Genomic DNA, 17,236 nt, shown 5'->3' with positions numbered 1-17,236 from the left:
CCTGGTCATGCTGGGCGCGATCATCAACTACCTGACGCGCTCGACCATGGGCGTGGCCGCGCCGACGGTGTTGAAGGACCTCGGCATTACGGTGACGGAGTATTCCTGGATCACCGGCGCCTTCCAGCTGGGGATCATGCTGCAGCCGGTCTGCGGCTATGTGCTCGACACCCTGGGCCTGCGCACCGGCTTCGCGGTCTTCGCCGCGGCCTGGTCGATGGCGGCCATGGCTCATGGCCTGGCGTCGAACTGGCAAGGTTTCGCGGTCCTGCGGGGCCTCCTGGGTTTTGCCGAAGGCTCGGCCCAGCCGGCCGGCATGAAGACGGTGGCCACCTGGTTCCCGGCCAAGGAGCGCGGATTCGCGGGCGGGGTGTTCAACATCGGCGCGTCGGTCGGCTCGATGCTGGCGCCGCCGCTGGTGGTCTGGGCGGTGCTGACCTGGAACTGGCGCGCGGCCTTCGTCATGACCGGCGCGCTGGGCCTGGTCTGGCTGGCGCTCTGGCTGTTCTTCTACCGCTCACCCGATCAGCACCCGTCGATGACCCAAGCCGAGCGCGAGCGGATCGCCGCGGGCCAGGAAACGCACCTGGCGGCGGCCGGCGCCAAGCCGTCGGTGATCTCCATCCTCAAGCAGCGCAAGTTCTGGGGCATCGCCCTGCCGCGCTTCCTGGCCGATCCGACCTGGGGGACGCTGTCGTTCTGGGTGCCGCTCTATCTGTCCCAGACGCGCGGCTTCGACCTGAAGCAGATCGCCATGTTCGCCTGGCTGCCGTTCGTCGCCGCCGACCTCGGCTGCCTGTTTGGCCCGACGGTCGCCGGCTTCCTGCAGTCGCGAGGCGTGTCGCTGATCAACGCCCGCCGCTGGGCGGTGACCCTGGGCGCGGCGATGATGACCGGCATGATCTTCGTCGGTCGCGTCGAGAGCCCCTACGCGGCCATCGCCCTGCTGTGCCTGGGCGGATTCGCGCACCAGACGCTGTCGGTGACGGTGATCACCATGGCCTCGGACCTCTTCCGCCGCGACGAGGTCGCCACGGTCGCAGGCCTCGCCGGCATGATGGGCAACCTGGGCGTCCTGCTGTTCTCGCTTCTGATCGGCGGACTGGTCGCCACGATCGGCTATGATCCGTTCTTCGTCGCCCTGGGCGTGCTCGACATTCTCGGCGCCATCATCCTGTGGACCTTTATCCGCGACCGCATCGAGCCCAAGGCCGAGCCGGTCAGCCAGATTCCCAATCCGTGAGCGTACCCGTGATCCGCAACCCCATTCTGCGCGGCTTCAACCCCGATCCGTCGATCGTGCGGGTGGGGGACGACTACTACATCGCCGTCTCGACCTTCGAGTGGTTCCCGGGCGTACAGATCCACCACTCGCGCGACCTGAAGAACTGGCGTCTGCTGAGCCGGCCGCTGCAGCGCGCCAGCCAGGTGAACATGCTGGGCGACCCGGATGGGTGCGGGGTCTGGGCGCCATGCCTGTCCTACGCCGACGGCCGGTTCTGGCTGATCTACACCGACGTCAAGCGCTATGGCCGCACGACCGTGGGCGGCGCCTCGGGCGCGTCTCTGCGGGACTTCCACAATTACCTGGTCACCTGCGAGACGATCGACGGCGAATGGTCCGAGCCGGTCTATCTGAACAGCTCCGGCTTCGACCCCTCGCTGTTTCATGACGACGACGGCCGCAAGTGGCTGGTCAACCAGCTGTGGGATCACCGCCCGGGCAAGAACCGCTTCGCTGGCATCGTGCTGCAGGAGTTCTCACCCGCCGAAAGCCGCCTGGTCGGCCAGCGCAAGGTGATCTTCGAGGGGACGCCGATCGGCCTGACCGAGGCGCCCCACCTCTACAAGCGCGACGGCTGGTATTACCTGATCACGGCCGAGGGCGGCACGGGCTGGGGCCACGCGGTGACCATGGCCCGTTCGCGCACGATCGACGGCCCCTATGAGCTGCACCCGGACACCTATCTGGTGACCGCGCGGGATCGTCCGCATGCGCCGCTGCAGCGCGCCGGCCACGCCGACCTCGTCGAGACCGCCGAGGGCGAGACCTACGCGGTCTATCTGGTCGGCCGACCGATCCCGAACCGCGGCCGTTGCACCCTGGGCCGCGAGACCGCGATCCAGAAGGTCGTCTGGGGCGAGGACGGCTGGCCGCGCACCCTGGACGGCTCCGGCGACCCGACGCTGGAGACGCCCGCGCCGAACCTGCCCGAGCATGCCTGGCCGGCCGCGCCCGTCCGCGAGGACTTCGACGCGGCGAGCCTGCTGATCGACTTCCAGTGGCTGCGGACGCCCTATCCGGAGGAGATCTTCAGCCTGACCGCCAAGCCGGGTTCGCTGCGCCTCTATGGCCGGGAGACGCTCGGCAGCCTGTTCCGCCAGGCGCTGGTCGCTCGCCGCCAGCAGGCGCACTGCTACTCGGCCGCCACCGTGGTCGCGTTCGAGCCCGAGCACTTCCAGCAGGCGGCGGGCCTGATCTGCTACTACAACGGCTCGAAGCTGCACTATCTGCACGTCACGCACGACGAGGACATCGGCAAGCATCTGCGGGTCATGACCTGCACGCCCGACAGCCCTCAGGCCGACAGCTTCACCACGCCCCTCCCGCTGGCCTCAGGCCCGGTCGAGCTGCGTGTCGAGGTCGATTTCGAGCGCCTGCGCTTCGCCTTCCGCCAGGGTGGCGGCGCGTGGACCTGGTTGCCCGAGGTGTTCGACGCTTCGATCCTGTCGGACGAGGCCACCGCGCCGGGCGCGCCGAACTTCACCGGCGCCTTCGTCGGCATGGCCTGCCAGGACATGTCGGGGCAGGGCGCGGCGGCGGACTTCGACTGGTTCGACTACGAGGAACGGGAATACCGACCCTAGAATTTGTGAATTGAGTGAACGTCGTTCACTCGTAGTGTTCTCCCATGCGCCGCCGAAGACGGCCTTGGGAGAACGCCATGAACGCCCCCGTCTCCATTTCCGAACAGGACGCCGCCCTCTACGCCGGACTGACCGTGACCCCCGCGGGGACGGTCCTTGGCGCGGAGATCTCCGGCATCGACCTCCGCGCGCCCCTGAAGCCTGAGATCGTCGCCGCGATCCGGGCGGCGCTGCTGCGCTACAAGGTCGTGTTCTTCCGCGACCAGGACATCAGCTACGAGGACCACGTCCGCTTTGGTCGCTACTTCGGGGACCTCGAGGGGCATCCGGTGACGTCGCACGTGCCGGGCTTTCCGGAGATCCTGCACATTGAGGCGGCCGACGGCATGAAGCTGCGCGAGGACATCGTCCCGATCGTCCGCGCCGCCAACAAGTGGCACACCGACGTCACCTTCCGCGAAGCGCCGTCCATGGGCGGGGTGCTGCGCATGCGCCAGATGCCGCCGCTGGGCGGGGACACCCTGTTCGCCGATACGGCCGCGATCTACCGCGACCTGCCGCCGAAGCTGAAAGACCAGATCGCCGACCTGACGGCCGAGCACGACATCATCCAGAGCTATGGCTATCGGGTCGACGAGGCCAAGCGCCAGGAGCTGCGCGCCGCCTATCCTCCGATGGTCCATCCGGTGGTCCGCACCCATCCGGAAACCGGCGAGAAGCACCTGTTCGTCAACAAGGTCTTCACGACCCGCATCCTGGGCCTGCCGGAGGACGAGGCCAAGGCGCTGCTGAACGAGCTGCTCGACCGGGTGAAGGCCCCCGAATACCAGGTCCGCTTCCGCTGGACCCCTAACGCCATCGTCTTCTGGGATAACCGGGCGACCCAGCATTACGCGGTGCTGGACTATTGGCCCCAGGAGCGCGTCGTCGAGCGCGTGACGATCAAGGGCGACAAGCCCTTCTGAGATTTTTGACGGGAAAGAAAAAAACCGGCCGACACGTCCAGAAGACGAGCCGGCCGGCCGAAACAAAAAGGTGTCGGCGCGGTGGGGTGCGCCGAGTGCAAGATCAATTAACGAATCCTGCCGGAATGGCAACGCTCCTTGTGGTTGCGCGACTGCGACAATCGGGCGCGGAACCCTTATTTTGCCTGGGATTTAGGCATTTCCGGAGGTTGTACGGGCCTGACTCCCGTCCCCAATACGCGGAAGGCCACGAAGACGAGGCCGCCGGTCAGCGTCAGGCAGGCGGCGAGGAACAACATCGGGGCCAGATTGCTGCCGGTTGAGTCGCGGATGATCGGCACCACGTTCTGAGCGATGAAGCCGCCGAGGTTGCCGACCGCGTTGATCGCCGCGATGCCGGCGGCGGCGCGCGGGCCGCGCAGGAAGCTGGGCGGCAGGCTCCAGAAGCCCGGTTGGCCGGCGAAGATGGCCGGGGCGGCGATGCAGAGCAGGGCGAACTTGGCCCAGGTTCCTGGCACGACGACGCTGGCCACCAGGGCGACGGCGGCCAGCAGCGGCGGGCCGGCCACGTGCCACACGGTGAAGCCGCGCTTGGCGGCGTGCTGGGGCACCCACCACAGCGCGGCGGCCACCAGGATCCAGGGGATGATGTTGATCAGGCCGTTGACGGTGTTGGAGACGCCGAAGGCCTTGACGATCGTGGGCAGCCAGTAGCTGAGGCCATAGGCCCCCAGCGGCATGCCGATATAGAGGCCCGCCAGCAGCAGCACGCGCGGGTCCAGCATGGCCTTCCAGGCCCCGGCGTGGCTGGTGTCCTGGCCCACGTCCTCGTCGGCGAGCGTCTTGGCCAGCCAGGCCTTCTGCTCGGGCGCCAGCCAGGGGGCCTTGTCCGGCCCGTTGGGCAGCTTCCAGAGCACGTAGGGCGTCATCAGGATGGCGGGGGCCCCGGTGGCCAGGAACACCCACTGCCAGCCCGCCAGACCCATCAGGCCATGCAGATCAAGCAAGGCGCCGCCGATCATCGCGCCGACGGCGTTGGCCAGGGCCGAGGCGATCATGAACAGGCCCACCATGCGGGCGCGGTGGGCGTGCGGGAACCACAGGGTCAGGACGTACAGCACCCCCGGGAAGAAGCCAGCCTCGGTCACCCCCAGCAGGAAGCGCAGGATGTAGAACATCGTCGCGTTCTGGGTGAAGCCGAGGGCCAGGGTCACGAGGCCCCAGGTGAACATGATCCGGGCGAACCAGACCCGCGCGCCGACCTTGGCCAGGATCAGGTTCGAGGGCGCCTCGAACAGGAAGTAGCCGATGAAGAACAGGCTGGCGCCGAGGCCGTAGGCGGCCTCGCTGAGGCCCAGGGCCTGGACCATCTCCAGCTTGGCGTAGGAGACGTTCTGCCGATCGATGTACGCGATCAGGTACATCACGCAGAACAGCGGCATCAGCCGCGCGGTGACCCGGCGGACGGTGGAGACTTCCAGGCTCATGCGATGGTCACCGGGATGAGGAGGAGAGCGGGCCTTAAGGCCGCCGCTCTCGCGTTGGGCCGCGTCGTCATGCCGTCCCCGCCTGATCGTGTCGTTGGGCGAGCGCCGACGGTCGGGATAACGCTGACATGCGCTAGCGCTATCCCAAAGGCCTGGAGCGATCTATCCGACTTTGGTCGGATACGGCGCGGCCTCACTGGCTCGCCGCCTTCTCGTCATAGAAGCCGCGCAGCACGAAGAACGCCGGCTTGCGGCGCCCCGTCGGCGAGATCAGGCCCTTGCGGTTCCAGCCCTGCTGGTAGACCGGGTGCTGGCGCCGGGGGCTGCGGAAGTCCTTGAGGATCCAGGGCGACATGCCGCGCAAAGTCGGGATCTTGCGGGCCATGGCCAGGGTCTTCTCGTAGTAGCGCTTCTGGAAGTCCTCGGAGAACTTGCGCATCAGCACCGGGTCGCTGAAGCCGGCCAGGGCGTCGGCGCCGAACTCCGAGAACACCAGCGGCTTGTCCGTGGCCTTCCAGGCCATGTCGGGCAGGGTGTCGAGCGCGTCGTCGCTGTACCAGCCGTTGTAGGTGTTGGCGGACAGCACATCGAGCTTGTCGGCCAGGGGATCATTGAGGCCCATCAGCGGGCGGCCGTCGACGGTCTTGCGGTCGGTCAGCAGGGCCGCCGTGACCAGCCGGCTGTCGTCGAGGGCGCGGACGTCGTCGACCAGCTGGTAGAGGAAGCTGTTCCGGGCTTCGGTGATCGGCGTCTCGTTGGCGACGCTCCATAGGATGATCGAGGCGCGGTTGCGGTCGCGGCGGATGTTGTCGGCCAGCATGTGCCGCGCGCCAGGGAGAGGGTGCGGGGATTGGCGAAGTCGACCAGCCAGTAGACCGGGATCTCGCTCCAGACCAGCAGGCCCATTTCGTCGGCCAGGCGCGTGGTGATCTCGCTGTGGGGATAGTGGGCCAGTCGCACGAAGTTGCCGTGCAGGCCCTCCTTCACCTCGCTGAGCAGGGCGCGAGCTCCGGCCTCGGTGATCGTGCGGGCGGGGGTGTCGCCCAGCTCCTCCTCGTGGATCGAGATGCCGCGCAGGAAGATCGGCTTGCCGTTCAGCAGGATCTCCGAGCCCTTGGTCTCGATGGTGCGGAAGCCGACGCGGTCGGTCATCCGGTCGTCGCCGGCCTGGACGACGACATCGTACAGCTTGGGGCTTTCTGGCGACCAGCGGGCGAGACGCTTGGGCGCGGGCGCCGAGACGTTCAGCACGCCTTGCGCGTCGGTCCTGCCGGCGATGTCGAGGCCCAGTTCGGCGACGCGGACGTGGACCTCCTGGTTCGCGGCTTGCGCGCCGTCCAGCTTCACCGTCGCGGCGATCTTGCCGTCCTTGGACAGGCGCACCCAGGCGTCGTCGATGAATGTGCCGGGCGTGATGACCAGGCGCATCGGACGGGTGACGCCGCCATAGTTCTCCCAGTCGGTGACCGGCGGCGGCACGCCATCGGCCTGGGGCGTGGAGTCGACGCCCACGGTCACCTGGTTGTTGCTGGCGCGAAGGGCGTCGGTGACCTCCATCGAGAACGGCGTGAAGCCGCCTTCGTGTTCGCCGACGGGCTTGCCGTTCAGGTAGACCTTGGCGGTGTAGTTGACCGCCTCGAAGCGCAGGAAGGCGCGCTGGCCAGGCTTGAGCGCCGGCGCGTCGAAGCGGCGCTGGTACCACATCAGGCCCTGGTAGTGGCGCAGGGTCGGGTCGTGGCCGATCCAGCCCTGGGGCAGGGTCGCCGTCGAGCTCCTGTCCATGTCGTATTCATAGAGCGCGGTCGGCTTGGTCCGCGTCAGGGCGTCGACATCGACGTCGTCGTAGCGGCGGTGGCCTGGGCCCGGCGCGCCGCGATGGAAGCCGGCCAGACCGTCGCGATAGGGATCGACCGAGTAGCGCCAGGTTCCCGAGAGGTCCACGCCATCGCGGAGGTCCGCGCGAGTCAGGGTCGGCGAAGACGCAAAGGCCGCCAAGGGCGTCGCGATCACCAGGGCGCACGCCGCGCCAATCAGGGTCTTCAGTCCCATTCCCATCAGGTCCTCCCGCGGCCTTTGGCCTGCCGGAAGGTTGAAGCATGGTCTGACGCCCTCGGATAGCGGTCAGGCCACTCTGGAAAATAGAAAGGGCGGCCCCGCTAAGCGAGGCCGCCCTTCCTGGCGGTGGTGATCCGAGACTAGAACGACTTGCGGACCGTCACGCCGTAGGTGCGCGGGGCGTTCGGATAGCCGCTGTAGCTGCCGTCCTGAGCCACGGTCGGGAAGGTCGAGATCAGGCTATCGTCCTTGGTCAGGTTACGCGCCCAGACCATGACCTCGATCTGCTTGGCCGTGTTGGTGACGCCCACGCTGGCGTTGACCACCTTCTGGCCCCAGGTCGACAGCTCCGGCGGGGTCGTTTCGGTCAGCTGGGTCTTGCTGGTGTAGTCATACTCCACCCGGGCGTAGCCCTGGTAGTCGCCGCCGAAGTCGTGGTTGACCGTGGCCGAGGTCGAGAACGACCACTTCGGGATACCCGCCGGGCGATCGCCCGTGAGGTCGCGGAAGTTCGGACGGCGGCCGGTGGCCGGATCAACCGGGCAGCGGGCCGTGTCGTAGTTCACGCAGGCCGCGCCGGTGAAGCTGTCGTAGACCGGGTCGAGATAGGTGACCGCCGCGGCCAGGTTCAGCCAGCTCACCGGACGCCAGGCGCTGTCGACCTCGAAGCCCTTGACCGACTCCTCGCCCGCGTTGACCAGGCTGTAGCCGAGGCCGGTGAAGGCGTTGGACTGGAAGCCCTTGATCGACTGCTTGAACACCGCGACGTTGGCGTAGCCGCCCGGGAAGTTGGCCTTCACGCCCAGTTCGTAGACGTCGACGTTTTCCGGATTGGCCGTGCGGCCCACGCCGTTGGCGTTCGGCGGACGGCTGTCGGACGACAGGTTGTAGGCGCCGGCCTTCCAGCCCGTGGAGTAGCTGACATAGGCGTTGATGGCACCGAAGTCGTAGGCCGCCCGCACCGCGTAGGTGACCTTGTCGGCCTTGAGCACGCCGGACTCGCTGGCGTTCGGGAAGTTGACCGGCCCGTGGTTGGTGGTGTTGCCATAGAAGAACTGCAGGGCGCCGAGAGCGCTATACAGGTTTCCCGGCAGGCCCAGGGCCGGGAACTGCGGCACAGCGCCCAGATTCAGCGCCGAGAACGGATCGTTCATGACCACGTTCGAGCGGGCCTTCTTCTCGTCGTTCAGATAGGCGAGGCCGCCCGTCAGGGTCAGCTTGTCGGTGACGCGGTAATCGACCTGGCCGAACAGCGAGTACGACGTCTGCTTCATGTTGTAGTAGTCGTCGATCCCCTGGCCGGGCTGGAAGTAGGTCAGGCCCGGTCGCACCAGGGTCGGCGTCGCCAGGCTCTGCAGGAACTCCAGCGCATAGAGATTCGAGCGGCCGGTCAGCGCCGGGCGCAGGGTCGCGGGCAGGGCGCCCAGCAGCGTGGCCGGCACCGGGCCCGAGAGGGCGTCGGCGAAGGCGCGGATGTCCGAGCCGTAGGTGATCGTGCGGCCGGTATCGAGCTTTTCGTTCTGATAGAAGCCGCCGATCAGCCAGTTGATCGGGCCGTCGCCGCTGGAGGCCAGGCGGACTTCCTGGGTGAAGGTCTTGATCGCGTTCGAGGTGCGGTTGTTGGAGATGTCCGCGCCGGTGAAGTCGATGTCCTGGAACGACGCGTTCTTCTGGTTCCGGTAGGCGGTGATCGCCGTCAGCTTGGCGAAGGTCAGGTCATGATCGACCTGGGCCGAGACGCCCTTGCCCGACAGGTTGTTGGCCGGGTCGGTGTTGAAGATGACGTTGCGGTCGAAGACCTTGGTCGTGTCGCTGATCGGCTTCTTCAGCACGGCGCCGATCGCCAGGGTGGCCGGGCCGTTCAGGATCGAGCTGACCGCGCAGCAGGTCTCGTTGATCTTGTTGTAGTCGGCGATGAAGCGAACCGAGGTCTTGTCGGTCGGCTCCCACAGCACGTCGCCGCGGATCGACCAGCGGTCGCGGTCGTTGACGTCGCTGCCGGTGGTCAGGTTGGTGAAGAAGCCGTCGCGCTTGTTCAGGCTGCCCGACAGACGGACCGCCAAGGTGTCGCTGAGCGGCCCTGTGAAGGTGCCCTTGATCTGGCGGGTGTCGTAGTTGCCGATCGTGGCTTCGATCTTGCCGCCGGCCTCGAACTGCGGGCGCTTGGTGACGATGCTGATCGCGCCGGCCGACACGTTCTTGCCGAACAGGGTCGACTGCGGACCGCGCAGCACTTCGATACGCTCGACCTCGGGCAGGTCATCCAGCGCGGCGGCCGAGCGGCTGCGGTATACGCCGTCGATAAAGACGCCGACCGAGCTTTCGATGCCGTCATTGCCGTTGCCGTTGCCGAAGCCCCGGATGATGAAGTTCGTCTGACCGGTGGCGTTGAATTGCGAGACCTTTAGCGACGGAACGACCGATTGCAGGTCGATCAGGTCGCGGACCTGGGCCCGCTCGATCGTCTGCTGGCCGGTGACGGCGACCGAGATCGGCACGTCCTGGAGGGTCTGCTCCCGCTTGGTGGCGGTGACGACGATCTCTTCGATGGCGTTGGTGTCAGCGGGTCTGGTTTGTTGAGCGAAGGCGGGGGCGGCGATGGCGAGCGCCAGGGCCGAAACCCCCAGCATCTGGACGTTTCTCATTGGTAACTCCCTGATGTGTTTTATTTTTATCCGCGCGTCGTCCCGCTTCGGCTCGAGCTTGGCCGAAGTTCCTGGAGGGAAGGGCGGTTTTCTTGACGTTGGGGAAGGGCTGCCTCGGCCGGCCGGCCGTACCGCGCGTGGCGGTCGGAAAAGCCGGACCTTGGATGCGGACGTTGTCCGTCATTTTTCGCCCCAAGCCTGCACGGTCTTGCATCCCGTGCCGAGCTAAGGAGAAATCTAACATGCTCTCGATATTCTAGTGCAAGTTAGAAATTATCCGATTGATCGGGCGAGCGTTCGGGGAGAGCTTGGCAGACCGGTGATCGCTCGACGCAGAATCGCGCGCGCCGGGCGGAGGAGCGACCATTGTCGAGGGCGGGGGAACCCCTGACGCCGACGGACGAGATTCGACCGTTAGCGCAGAGTCAGAAGTCCTTGAAGAAGCGCGAGGCGATCCTGCGCGCCGCCATCGAGATCATCAACGCCAAGGGCTTCGCGGCGGCCACGATGACCGACATCGCCGCCGCGCTCGATCTGCGCGACGCCGCGCTCTACTACTATTTCCCGAACAAGCAGGCTCTGGCCTTCGCGGGCCATCACCAGTCGCTGGACCGGTTCGAGGCCATCCTGCTGGCCGTGGACGCCGCGGGCGGGACGGGGCTGTGCAAGCTTCGGCGCATCTTGCGCGCGGTGCTGGACGACGGCGTCGACAACGGACCGCAGCTCTATTTCGGCGACAATTCCTATCTCGACGCAACTCAGCGCGAGGCGATCGAAACCCGCACCGCCGAGCTTCGCAAGACGCTGGAGCGGTTCCTGGAGGAGGGCGTGGCCGACGGCACGATCGCGCCCTGCGAGCCGCCGCTGGTGGTGCAGCTATTGGTCGGCATGCTGATCTGGCTGGTCAAATGGACGCCGCAGACCCCCGGCCTGACCAATGAGCGGTTGCTGGAAGCGATCGAGGCCACGGCCCTGCGCGGGCTGGCGCGCGTCTAGGCCAGCCCGAGTTCGGCGCGCGCCTTGCGGGTCAGCTTGGCGGCGATCAGGCCGTGCGCGGTCTTCACCCAGTCGGCGACTTCGGCGTCATCGAGCGCGGCGAGGTCGGGGAAATGCACCCACTTGGCGCGCGCCAAGTAAGGCGCGGGGGCGGCCCGGCCAGACTCGGTCAGGACCTCGAACGCCACATCCGAGGCCTTGAACGAGACGCCGCCGCCCAGGGTCACGCCCGAGCCGCGGACGGCGAACATCTTGCCGCCGACCTTGAAGACGTGGTCGTCGCCCCACTGGATCGACAGGGTCGCGCCCGGCAGGGCCAGGCACGCCCGGTCGAAAGCGTCAGGAGACATCAGGCCTCGACGCCCCCGGGGACGCCCCCGGGGACGCCCAAGCCGATCGGGCAGACCACGCCCGTGCCGCCGATGCCGCAATAACCGTTCGGGTTCTTGGCCAGGTACTGCTGGTGGTAGTCTTCGGCGAAGTAGAACGGGCCGGCGGCCGCGATCTCGGTGGTGATGTCGCCCAGACCCTTGGCCGACAGCGCCTGCTGGTAGGCTTCCTTCGACTCCACGGCGGCGGCCGCCTGGGCGTCATTCGTCACGTAGATGCCCGAGCGGTACTGGGTGCCGATGTCGCCGCCCTGGCGCATGCCCTGGGTCGGGTCGTGATTCTCCCAGAAGGTCTTCAGCAGCGCCTCGTAGGTGACGACCTTGGGGTCGAACACCACCAGCACGACCTCGGTGTGCCCGGTGCGGCCCGTGCAGGTCTCTTCATAGGTCGGGTTCGGCGTGATCCCGCCCGCGTAGCCGGCGGCGGTCACATAGACGCCCGGGATCTTCCAGAAGATGCGCTCGACGCCCCAGAAGCAGCCCATGGCGAAGATCGCCGTCTCCAGGCCGTCCGGATAAGGACCCTTCAGGGCATGGCCGTTGACGAAGTGAGTCTCCGCCGTGGGGATCGGCTCGGCGCGACCGGGCAGGGCCGTGTCGACGGTGGGCATCTCGAGGGTTTTCTTCAGCGACAGCATGGCGGGCCTCTCGAAGGCGGGAATGTCTCGAGCCCCGATATAGGCGTTCGCGCGCCCGGTTTCACCCCGCGATGAAGAGGCGCGCTTTGTTCGCTTGCCCTGCGGCGGTCCCTGAGTATATTGCGCGCCTTCCCGCGCCGGGGGTCTCAACCACCCCCGACTCGCATGCGCTGGTGAGGTGGCCGAGTGGTTGAAGGCGCACGCCTGGAACGCGTGTATAGGGGAAACTCTATCGAGGGTTCGAATCCCTCTCTCACCGCCACGCAATCTCTGCTTCCCCGCAATTAAGCATCGACGCGGCCGTAAGGCTCGGAAAGCCTGCGAGCTTTGGGACCGCCACCCGCCGGCGGTTCCGAGGCCAGGGGCTGGCTTGGCCGGCCCTTTCGCTGGGGTCGAATCATCCGAACCCGATAGCGGTCGCTAAGCCCTGACAGCCGCGACGGCCAGCGCGCCGCTCGGCGCCGCCCCTTCGTGGAACGGGCGGACGAGGTGGATGGGCGTCCCGTTGATGTCCGTCAGCTGGCGGCTCCAGGCGGCCGCGTAAAGCTTGGCCAGGTCCGACTTGTCCTCCTGGGTCAGGAAGCTGTCCTCGCCGTAGTTCATGATCGAGAACCGTCGGTGGACGCCGAAGATCTCGGCGGGGAAGCTTTTCTCCGAGAGCAGGGCGAAGAAGTGGCGCAGGCCGAACACGTGACCGAGCTCGTGCGCCAGGGTCTCGAGTTGCTCCTGATCGCTCTGCTCGAACATCTTGGGATAGATATCGAGCCGATGGCGGCCGGCGTCCGGGAAGAACGCGCTGGCCAGTACGCAGCCGCTGTCGTCGCAATCGTCGGCTTGCCGGACGACGATCTGGAAGTCCCAAGCATCGGTGCGCTTGGCGAACTTGATGGGAACGGCGTCGCCCCACGCCAGGACGGCCTTGCCAAACAGCGTCTCTATGGCGCGTTCGGCGGCGGCGGGGTCCTGAAAGTGATCAAGCGTTCCTTCCGCGAAGCGCCAGCGGAGGATCACGTTCTTGTCCCATAGCGGGATAAAGCCCTCGGACGCGTCGACGACGAGCTTTTCGGGGCTCTTGTTGTCGGGCGTCGCGTAGCCGCGTCTATCGGTGTCGCAGCGGAAGCCGTTCCGCAAGTGATGGATGTGCCGCGACTTGTCCTTGCGCTTGGCGAGCGCGAGGGGCTTGGCGTTGGTGGCGGACTCCCGGGTCATTGGGGTTTCTCCTTTCCTATGAGGGAACAGCGTGTGGCGTCAGGGCGCCGGTGGCAGGCAGGCCAGGCCGTCTGCTCCGGCGGCTTCGGCGTCCTTCAGGCATTTCTGAAGCTTGGACAGAGTCTTGGCGGAAGCGATCTCGGCGGCTTGCTGGTCGGCGAGAGCCTTGCCCTTGCTGCTGTAGTCGACGCGCAGCGACAGGATCTGGGCCGGAACCGAGATGATCGCGGTGGCGATCTTGATCGGCAGGCGCACGACCTCAAGCACCTCGCTAGGCCGCTCGGGCGACCAGCTGGCGATGACGCCGTCGGTGAAGACCACGTCGTCCACCGTTTTGACGAAGGCGGACGAGTTCGCCGGGATGTAGCTGATCGGACCGGCCTGGGGCAGTTGGGCCAGCACCGCGTCGACGACTTGCCAGTCATCTCCGTTCGCCCGCTGCTCGAGAGTGAGCGTCACGGGAAGCGGGGAGCGGTAGAAGATCGCCCCGCGGTCGGCCTTGAAGATATCTTCAGCGACCGTCTTGTCCGGGCTATGAGCGTCCAGGCTGGTGCTGGGCTCGTCGGGCGGGGACGGGTCGGCGGCGACCGCCGCCTTGTCCTTTGCGGAAATTGGACCAACGCGGAAGGGGTAGTCGGCCTTCTTAAGCGCGGCGGCGACTTTCGCCCTCGCGCTTGCGTCCGCCGGATCGAAGATCTGGACGATGGTCCGGGGCTCCCCGCAGTCGGGCTGTAGGGCCTGCGGGATATGAGTCCTTGAACTCCATAGCGAGGACCTGCCGCCACCTCCACCCCACCCCGCCACCGCGCCGGCGATCTCGACGAGGATGTCGCCGGTCCGGTCGGCCGCGACGACGTTCGAGGACGACAGCAGGCCGGCGGGCGTCACGGCCAGCTTGACCGTGTCGTCGCGCAGCCAGTTATGGCGAAGCTGGGCCACGTAGCGGTGCGAGACATCGGCCTGGGCGGGCAGCAGTTCGAGCTTGCTGGCATAGGCGCACCTCGCCCCCTGAAGCGCCGCCCGATAAGCCTTATCGGCGGCGTCGACGGCGGCCTTGGCCTTGGTCACGCGGATATCGCTCAGGTCCCGCGCGGCCTTGGCGAGTTCGGCCGTTTCGGTCTGGCTCGATCGCGCGCTGGCGTCTGAAGCCAGCTGGTCTAGCAAGGCCTGCTCGCCTTCCGCCGCGGACTTCTTGGAGGCCTGGTCCGCCTTCGCGGCCTTCAGGGCCACGGTGGCGTCCTTGAGCGCCTCCGCCAGCTCCTCCGGATCGACGGGCTCGCGCGTGATGGTCAGTTTCGCGAGCTTCTTGGGCAGGAAGTAGGTGAGCCCTTCGGCGTCGCGGTCGAGCCCCCGGGTGGCATCCTTCGGCAAGGACTGCACGGTGGCGCAGCCGGCCGACAGCAGGCTCGTGGACAGCAGGACGGCCGCGAGGCCGCGCCTGGCGATAAAGTCGGTTCTCGTCATGGGACTGTCTCCTATGAAGGTGTTCAGGGTCAGAGCACCCCGGCCGCGCGCAGCAGGTCGGTCAGCCGGGTGATCTCCAGGCCGCCGGGACGCAGATCGTCGACGGGCCGCCACGTTCCGTTCGGCGCGCGGCTCCAGTAGCTGTCGGGGTCGGCGATCACGAGACCGGCCAGGGTTTCGGCGACGATGCGTGAACCCAGCGGTCCAAGCCGTTCGCCGCCGTGGATGATCTCGGCCTCCTTGAGGACGTAGAACCACAGGGGCGTGGCCTCGACGAAGCCGCCGTCGGTCAGGGCGGGACCCGTGGCGCCCGACAACAGCTCGTCCTGGGTCAGGACGCGGCTGACGGGCAGGCCCGCGGCGGCGAGTTCGCCGATCAGGGTCTGCGCGCTGGGAAGGTTCAGAAGCCAGCCACGGCGCAGGTTGCGGCGGGCCAGATGCTTCATCAGGTCCTCGGGCTCGCCGTTCTCGTTGGGCAGCGCCAGCAGAGTCGGCGCTAGCCGGGTATCGATCGGACGCGCGTCGTGGACGGCGTCGATGTCGGCGGTGAGCCGGCTCCACTCCACGATCCAGTTGTTCGGCAGGGTCGGCGCCCCGAGGAAGGGGTTGGGCGACTTGCCGGTGAACTGGAACAACTGGTCGAGGCTGGCGAAGGGGAGGATCTTCGCCTCGGCGCCAAAGTTACGATTGTAGTCGTAGCCGTTGCGGATCATCGAGTGGCCGAACCGGAATCCCGCGACCGAGAACTCAAGCGGCATCGGCAGCGCGCCGCTGGGGAGCTGGCCTTGCCGCGCCTCGTGGAAGCGCCGGTAGAGCGGCGCTCGCGCCTCCAGCACGGCGTCGAGCGTCTCGCGATCGCAGATCGTAGGCAGGTAGTCGTTGATCACCAGCCATTGGTGGACGTGGCGGACGAAGCGCTGGGCTTCGAGGAAGAGCTCGCGGGCGGGCAGGTTCCTCGGCGCCAGCGCGACCACGACCGCGTTGTGGAACCTCAGCATGGCGGTGTGCAGTTGCGCCACGACCAGGTTCTCGTCGTTTCGACCATCCCCGATCAGGGCCTTGCGGCTCTGGTCCGCGGGCTGGCCCGGCGTCAGCAGTTCGGGCGGCACGGCGGTGGGATCCAGCAAGCCCGCCGCGACCAGCGGTCCGACGCGCGGGAGGTCGCACGCCGTGTCGGCGGGCAAAGGCGGACGCTCCATGGCGGGAAACTGGCCGGTGACGTCCGTTTCGCCGCCCACCCGCATGGCGGCGCCGTCACGCATGACCGCCTCCAGGGGATGGTCCAGCGGACCGTCGCCATAGAGGCTATCGAGATCCAGCTTGGCCCGGCGCAGGTTGGTGATCCCCGACACGACCAGGTCGCGCGCCAGCGGCGTGATCGTCTCGCCGACGATGGTGAAGGTCTTGCCGTTCTCCCGGTCGGTGTTGGCGGTGATGTCGTGGTCGATGAATTGTCCGTAGTAGGTCATCACGGCCGGAAGCCTGGAACGCGCCGATCCGCCGGCAGGGTCGACCATGGCGTCGGCCAAGGCGTCCAGCTTCGCGCCGGCCACCGGCGGCTGGGTCGCCGCGCCTGGAAAGAGATAGCCGAAGCGATCGCCGTCGCCGGTGGCCGTGGCCCCGCGCCGGGCGCGGGGCGCCAGGGCGGCTTCCGCTCCGGTGATGGCCTTGCGATCGGGCTCGGCCCGAGCGGCCCTGGCGAGTTGGATGTCAGCAGGCGAGGCGGCGTCGACCAGCACGATGCGGTCGCCGTGTCCGAGAGAGAGCAGCATCACGATTCTCCGAGGTGAGGGGGGGAGGGGGTTACGGTCGGGCCGGTTAGCCGGCTGTCTTCGGGATCAGGACGCGGTCGGCCAGCGACAGCAGGCTGGAGACGAGGATGGCGGCCACGGCGATCAGGCCGCCCCACGTCTTCAGGGCGCCGTCGGGCAAGACGCCCCTGATCGAGAGCGCCCAGATCAGGAAGGCGATCGTGGCGGCGATCGGCGGCCACAGATGGGGCGCGAACGGAGCCTTGGACGCGCCCGCCTGCCGCTCGGCCTCCCGCTGCTTGGCGTAGGCCAGGGCCAGGTAGGTCGCCGGCGTGAGCACGGCGAAGAGGCCGTACAGCAGCCACGGAACGTGTAGCGGCGTGCCGGCCAGCGTGAGCGCGGGCGTATCAACGCTGGCGGCGATGGCGGCGACGAAGACGGTGATCGTCTCGGTGGGCAGGTAGCGGGTCAGGGGCTCGAAGGCGTCCTTCTGTTCCGCGGGCTGGCCGTCCGCGCGGGCGGCGATGTTGGCGGGCCGAACCGCGTGCCGAGTGGCGAGGCTGTTCAGGCTCATGGCTAGTCCTCCGTTCTGATCGGCAAGCCGGGAAGGCCGCGATTGACGTGAGGCTAGGCGTGCGACGAGACGCCGCCGCGTGACGGCCGTCACGCGGTAAGCGCGAACGTTCTCCAAGCGCACGATTGCGTTGTGAAACCCTCGTGCTTCTGCCAGTCTACGCGGTGGATCACGGCTATTGGCGGGGGGGCCATG

The 17,236-nt window shown here is 67.5% G+C and carries 13 protein-coding genes, 1 tRNA gene and 1 pseudogene; 5 read left to right on the top strand and 10 right to left on the bottom strand.

Annotated elements, in window-relative coordinates; translation table 11 throughout:
- Positions 1 to 7: 7 nt before the first annotated feature.
- The 3 genes from CSEG_RS16625 (at position 8) to CSEG_RS16615 (ending at position 3,833) form a co-directional block, all read left to right on the top strand.
- Entirely contained in the window at positions 8 to 1,243 is a 1,236-nt protein-coding gene (locus CSEG_RS16625; protein ID WP_085954011.1) for an MFS transporter, read from the top strand.
- Entirely contained in the window at positions 1,240 to 2,868 is a 1,629-nt protein-coding gene (locus CSEG_RS16620; protein WP_041538348.1) for a glycoside hydrolase family 43 protein, read from the top strand. The genes CSEG_RS16625 and CSEG_RS16620 overlap by 4 nt, the downstream gene beginning before the upstream one ends.
- A gap of 77 nt (positions 2,869 to 2,945) precedes the next feature.
- Positions 2,946 to 3,833, top strand: coding sequence for a TauD/TfdA dioxygenase family protein (locus tag CSEG_RS16615; RefSeq protein WP_013080391.1), 888 nt, complete (start codon positions 2,946 to 2,948; stop codon positions 3,831 to 3,833).
- Between the two features lie 176 nt (positions 3,834 to 4,009).
- On the opposite strand, the gene CSEG_RS16610 is transcribed toward CSEG_RS16615, so the two are convergent.
- The 4 genes and pseudogenes from CSEG_RS16610 to CSEG_RS16600 all read right to left on the bottom strand — a co-directional run bounded on the left by CSEG_RS16610 (position 4,010) and on the right by CSEG_RS16600 (position 10,020).
- The gene (locus CSEG_RS16610; protein ID WP_013080390.1) at positions 4,010 to 5,320 is read right to left on the bottom strand and encodes an MFS transporter; all 1,311 of its coding nucleotides are present in this window, start codon (positions 5,318 to 5,320) and stop codon (positions 4,010 to 4,012) included.
- Positions 5,321 to 5,513: 193 nt separating this feature from the next.
- Positions 5,514 to 6,140, bottom strand: coding sequence for a glycoside hydrolase family 2 TIM barrel-domain containing protein (locus CSEG_RS23585; RefSeq protein WP_279625229.1), 627 nt, complete (start codon positions 6,138 to 6,140; stop codon positions 5,514 to 5,516).
- 113 nt (positions 6,141 to 6,253) lie between these two features.
- Positions 6,254 to 7,024, bottom strand: a pseudogene (locus CSEG_RS23580) (glycoside hydrolase family 2 protein); the annotation flags it as partial.
- A 491-nt stretch (positions 7,025 to 7,515) separates the two neighbouring features.
- Entirely contained in the window at positions 7,516 to 10,020 is a 2,505-nt protein-coding gene (locus tag CSEG_RS16600; RefSeq protein ID WP_013080389.1) for a TonB-dependent receptor, read from the bottom strand.
- A 366-nt stretch (positions 10,021 to 10,386) separates the two neighbouring features.
- Between CSEG_RS16600 and CSEG_RS16595 the strand changes: the two genes are divergently transcribed.
- Positions 10,387 to 11,016 (top strand): TetR/AcrR family transcriptional regulator, encoded by a 630-nt coding sequence (locus tag CSEG_RS16595; RefSeq protein WP_013080388.1) that lies wholly within the window; start codon positions 10,387 to 10,389, stop codon positions 11,014 to 11,016.
- Here the strand turns inward: CSEG_RS16595 and CSEG_RS16590 are convergent.
- Entirely contained in the window at positions 11,013 to 11,366 is a 354-nt protein-coding gene (locus tag CSEG_RS16590; RefSeq protein WP_013080387.1) for an MmcQ/YjbR family DNA-binding protein, read from the bottom strand. The genes CSEG_RS16595 and CSEG_RS16590 overlap by 4 nt on opposite strands.
- Positions 11,366 to 12,043 carry a peptide-methionine (S)-S-oxide reductase MsrA gene (msrA, locus tag CSEG_RS16585; protein WP_013080386.1) on the bottom strand — a complete coding sequence of 226 codons (678 nt, stop codon included), beginning with the start codon at positions 12,041 to 12,043 and terminating at the stop codon, positions 11,366 to 11,368. The genes CSEG_RS16590 and msrA overlap by 1 nt, the downstream gene beginning before the upstream one ends.
- 172 nt (positions 12,044 to 12,215) lie before the next feature.
- On the opposite strand from msrA, the gene CSEG_RS16580 reads away from it, so the two are divergent.
- Positions 12,216 to 12,305: transfer RNA gene (locus tag CSEG_RS16580), tRNA-Ser, on the top strand.
- A 158-nt stretch (positions 12,306 to 12,463) separates the two neighbouring features.
- Here CSEG_RS16580 and CSEG_RS16575 read toward each other — a convergent pair.
- From CSEG_RS16575 to CSEG_RS16560, 4 genes are read right to left on the bottom strand one after another with little or no spacing between them, the layout of a single operon-like run.
- The gene (locus tag CSEG_RS16575) at positions 12,464 to 13,252 is read right to left on the bottom strand and encodes a matrixin family metalloprotease (protein WP_013080385.1); all 789 of its coding nucleotides are present in this window, start codon (positions 13,250 to 13,252) and stop codon (positions 12,464 to 12,466) included.
- Between the two features lie 39 nt (positions 13,253 to 13,291).
- A complete protein-coding gene (locus CSEG_RS16570; RefSeq protein WP_013080384.1) occupies positions 13,292 to 14,716 on the bottom strand; it encodes a hypothetical protein in 1,425 nt (474 codons plus the stop codon).
- A gap of 29 nt (positions 14,717 to 14,745) precedes the next feature.
- Positions 14,746 to 16,488, bottom strand: coding sequence for a peroxidase family protein (locus CSEG_RS16565; protein WP_013080383.1), 1,743 nt, complete (start codon positions 16,486 to 16,488; stop codon positions 14,746 to 14,748).
- A 46-nt stretch (positions 16,489 to 16,534) separates the two neighbouring features.
- Positions 16,535 to 17,041, bottom strand: a complete 507-nt coding sequence (locus tag CSEG_RS16560; protein ID WP_013080382.1) for a hypothetical protein — start codon at positions 17,039 to 17,041, stop codon at positions 16,535 to 16,537.
- Positions 17,042 to 17,236: the final 195 nt, after the last annotated feature.

Origin of the sequence: Caulobacter segnis ATCC 21756 (assembly GCF_000092285.1) — a bacterium.
Taxonomy (GTDB): Bacteria; Pseudomonadota; Alphaproteobacteria; order Caulobacterales; family Caulobacteraceae; genus Caulobacter; species Caulobacter segnis.
The sequence above is the reverse complement of the archived record's forward strand: the minus strand, read 5'-3'. Positions and strand labels throughout refer to the sequence as shown.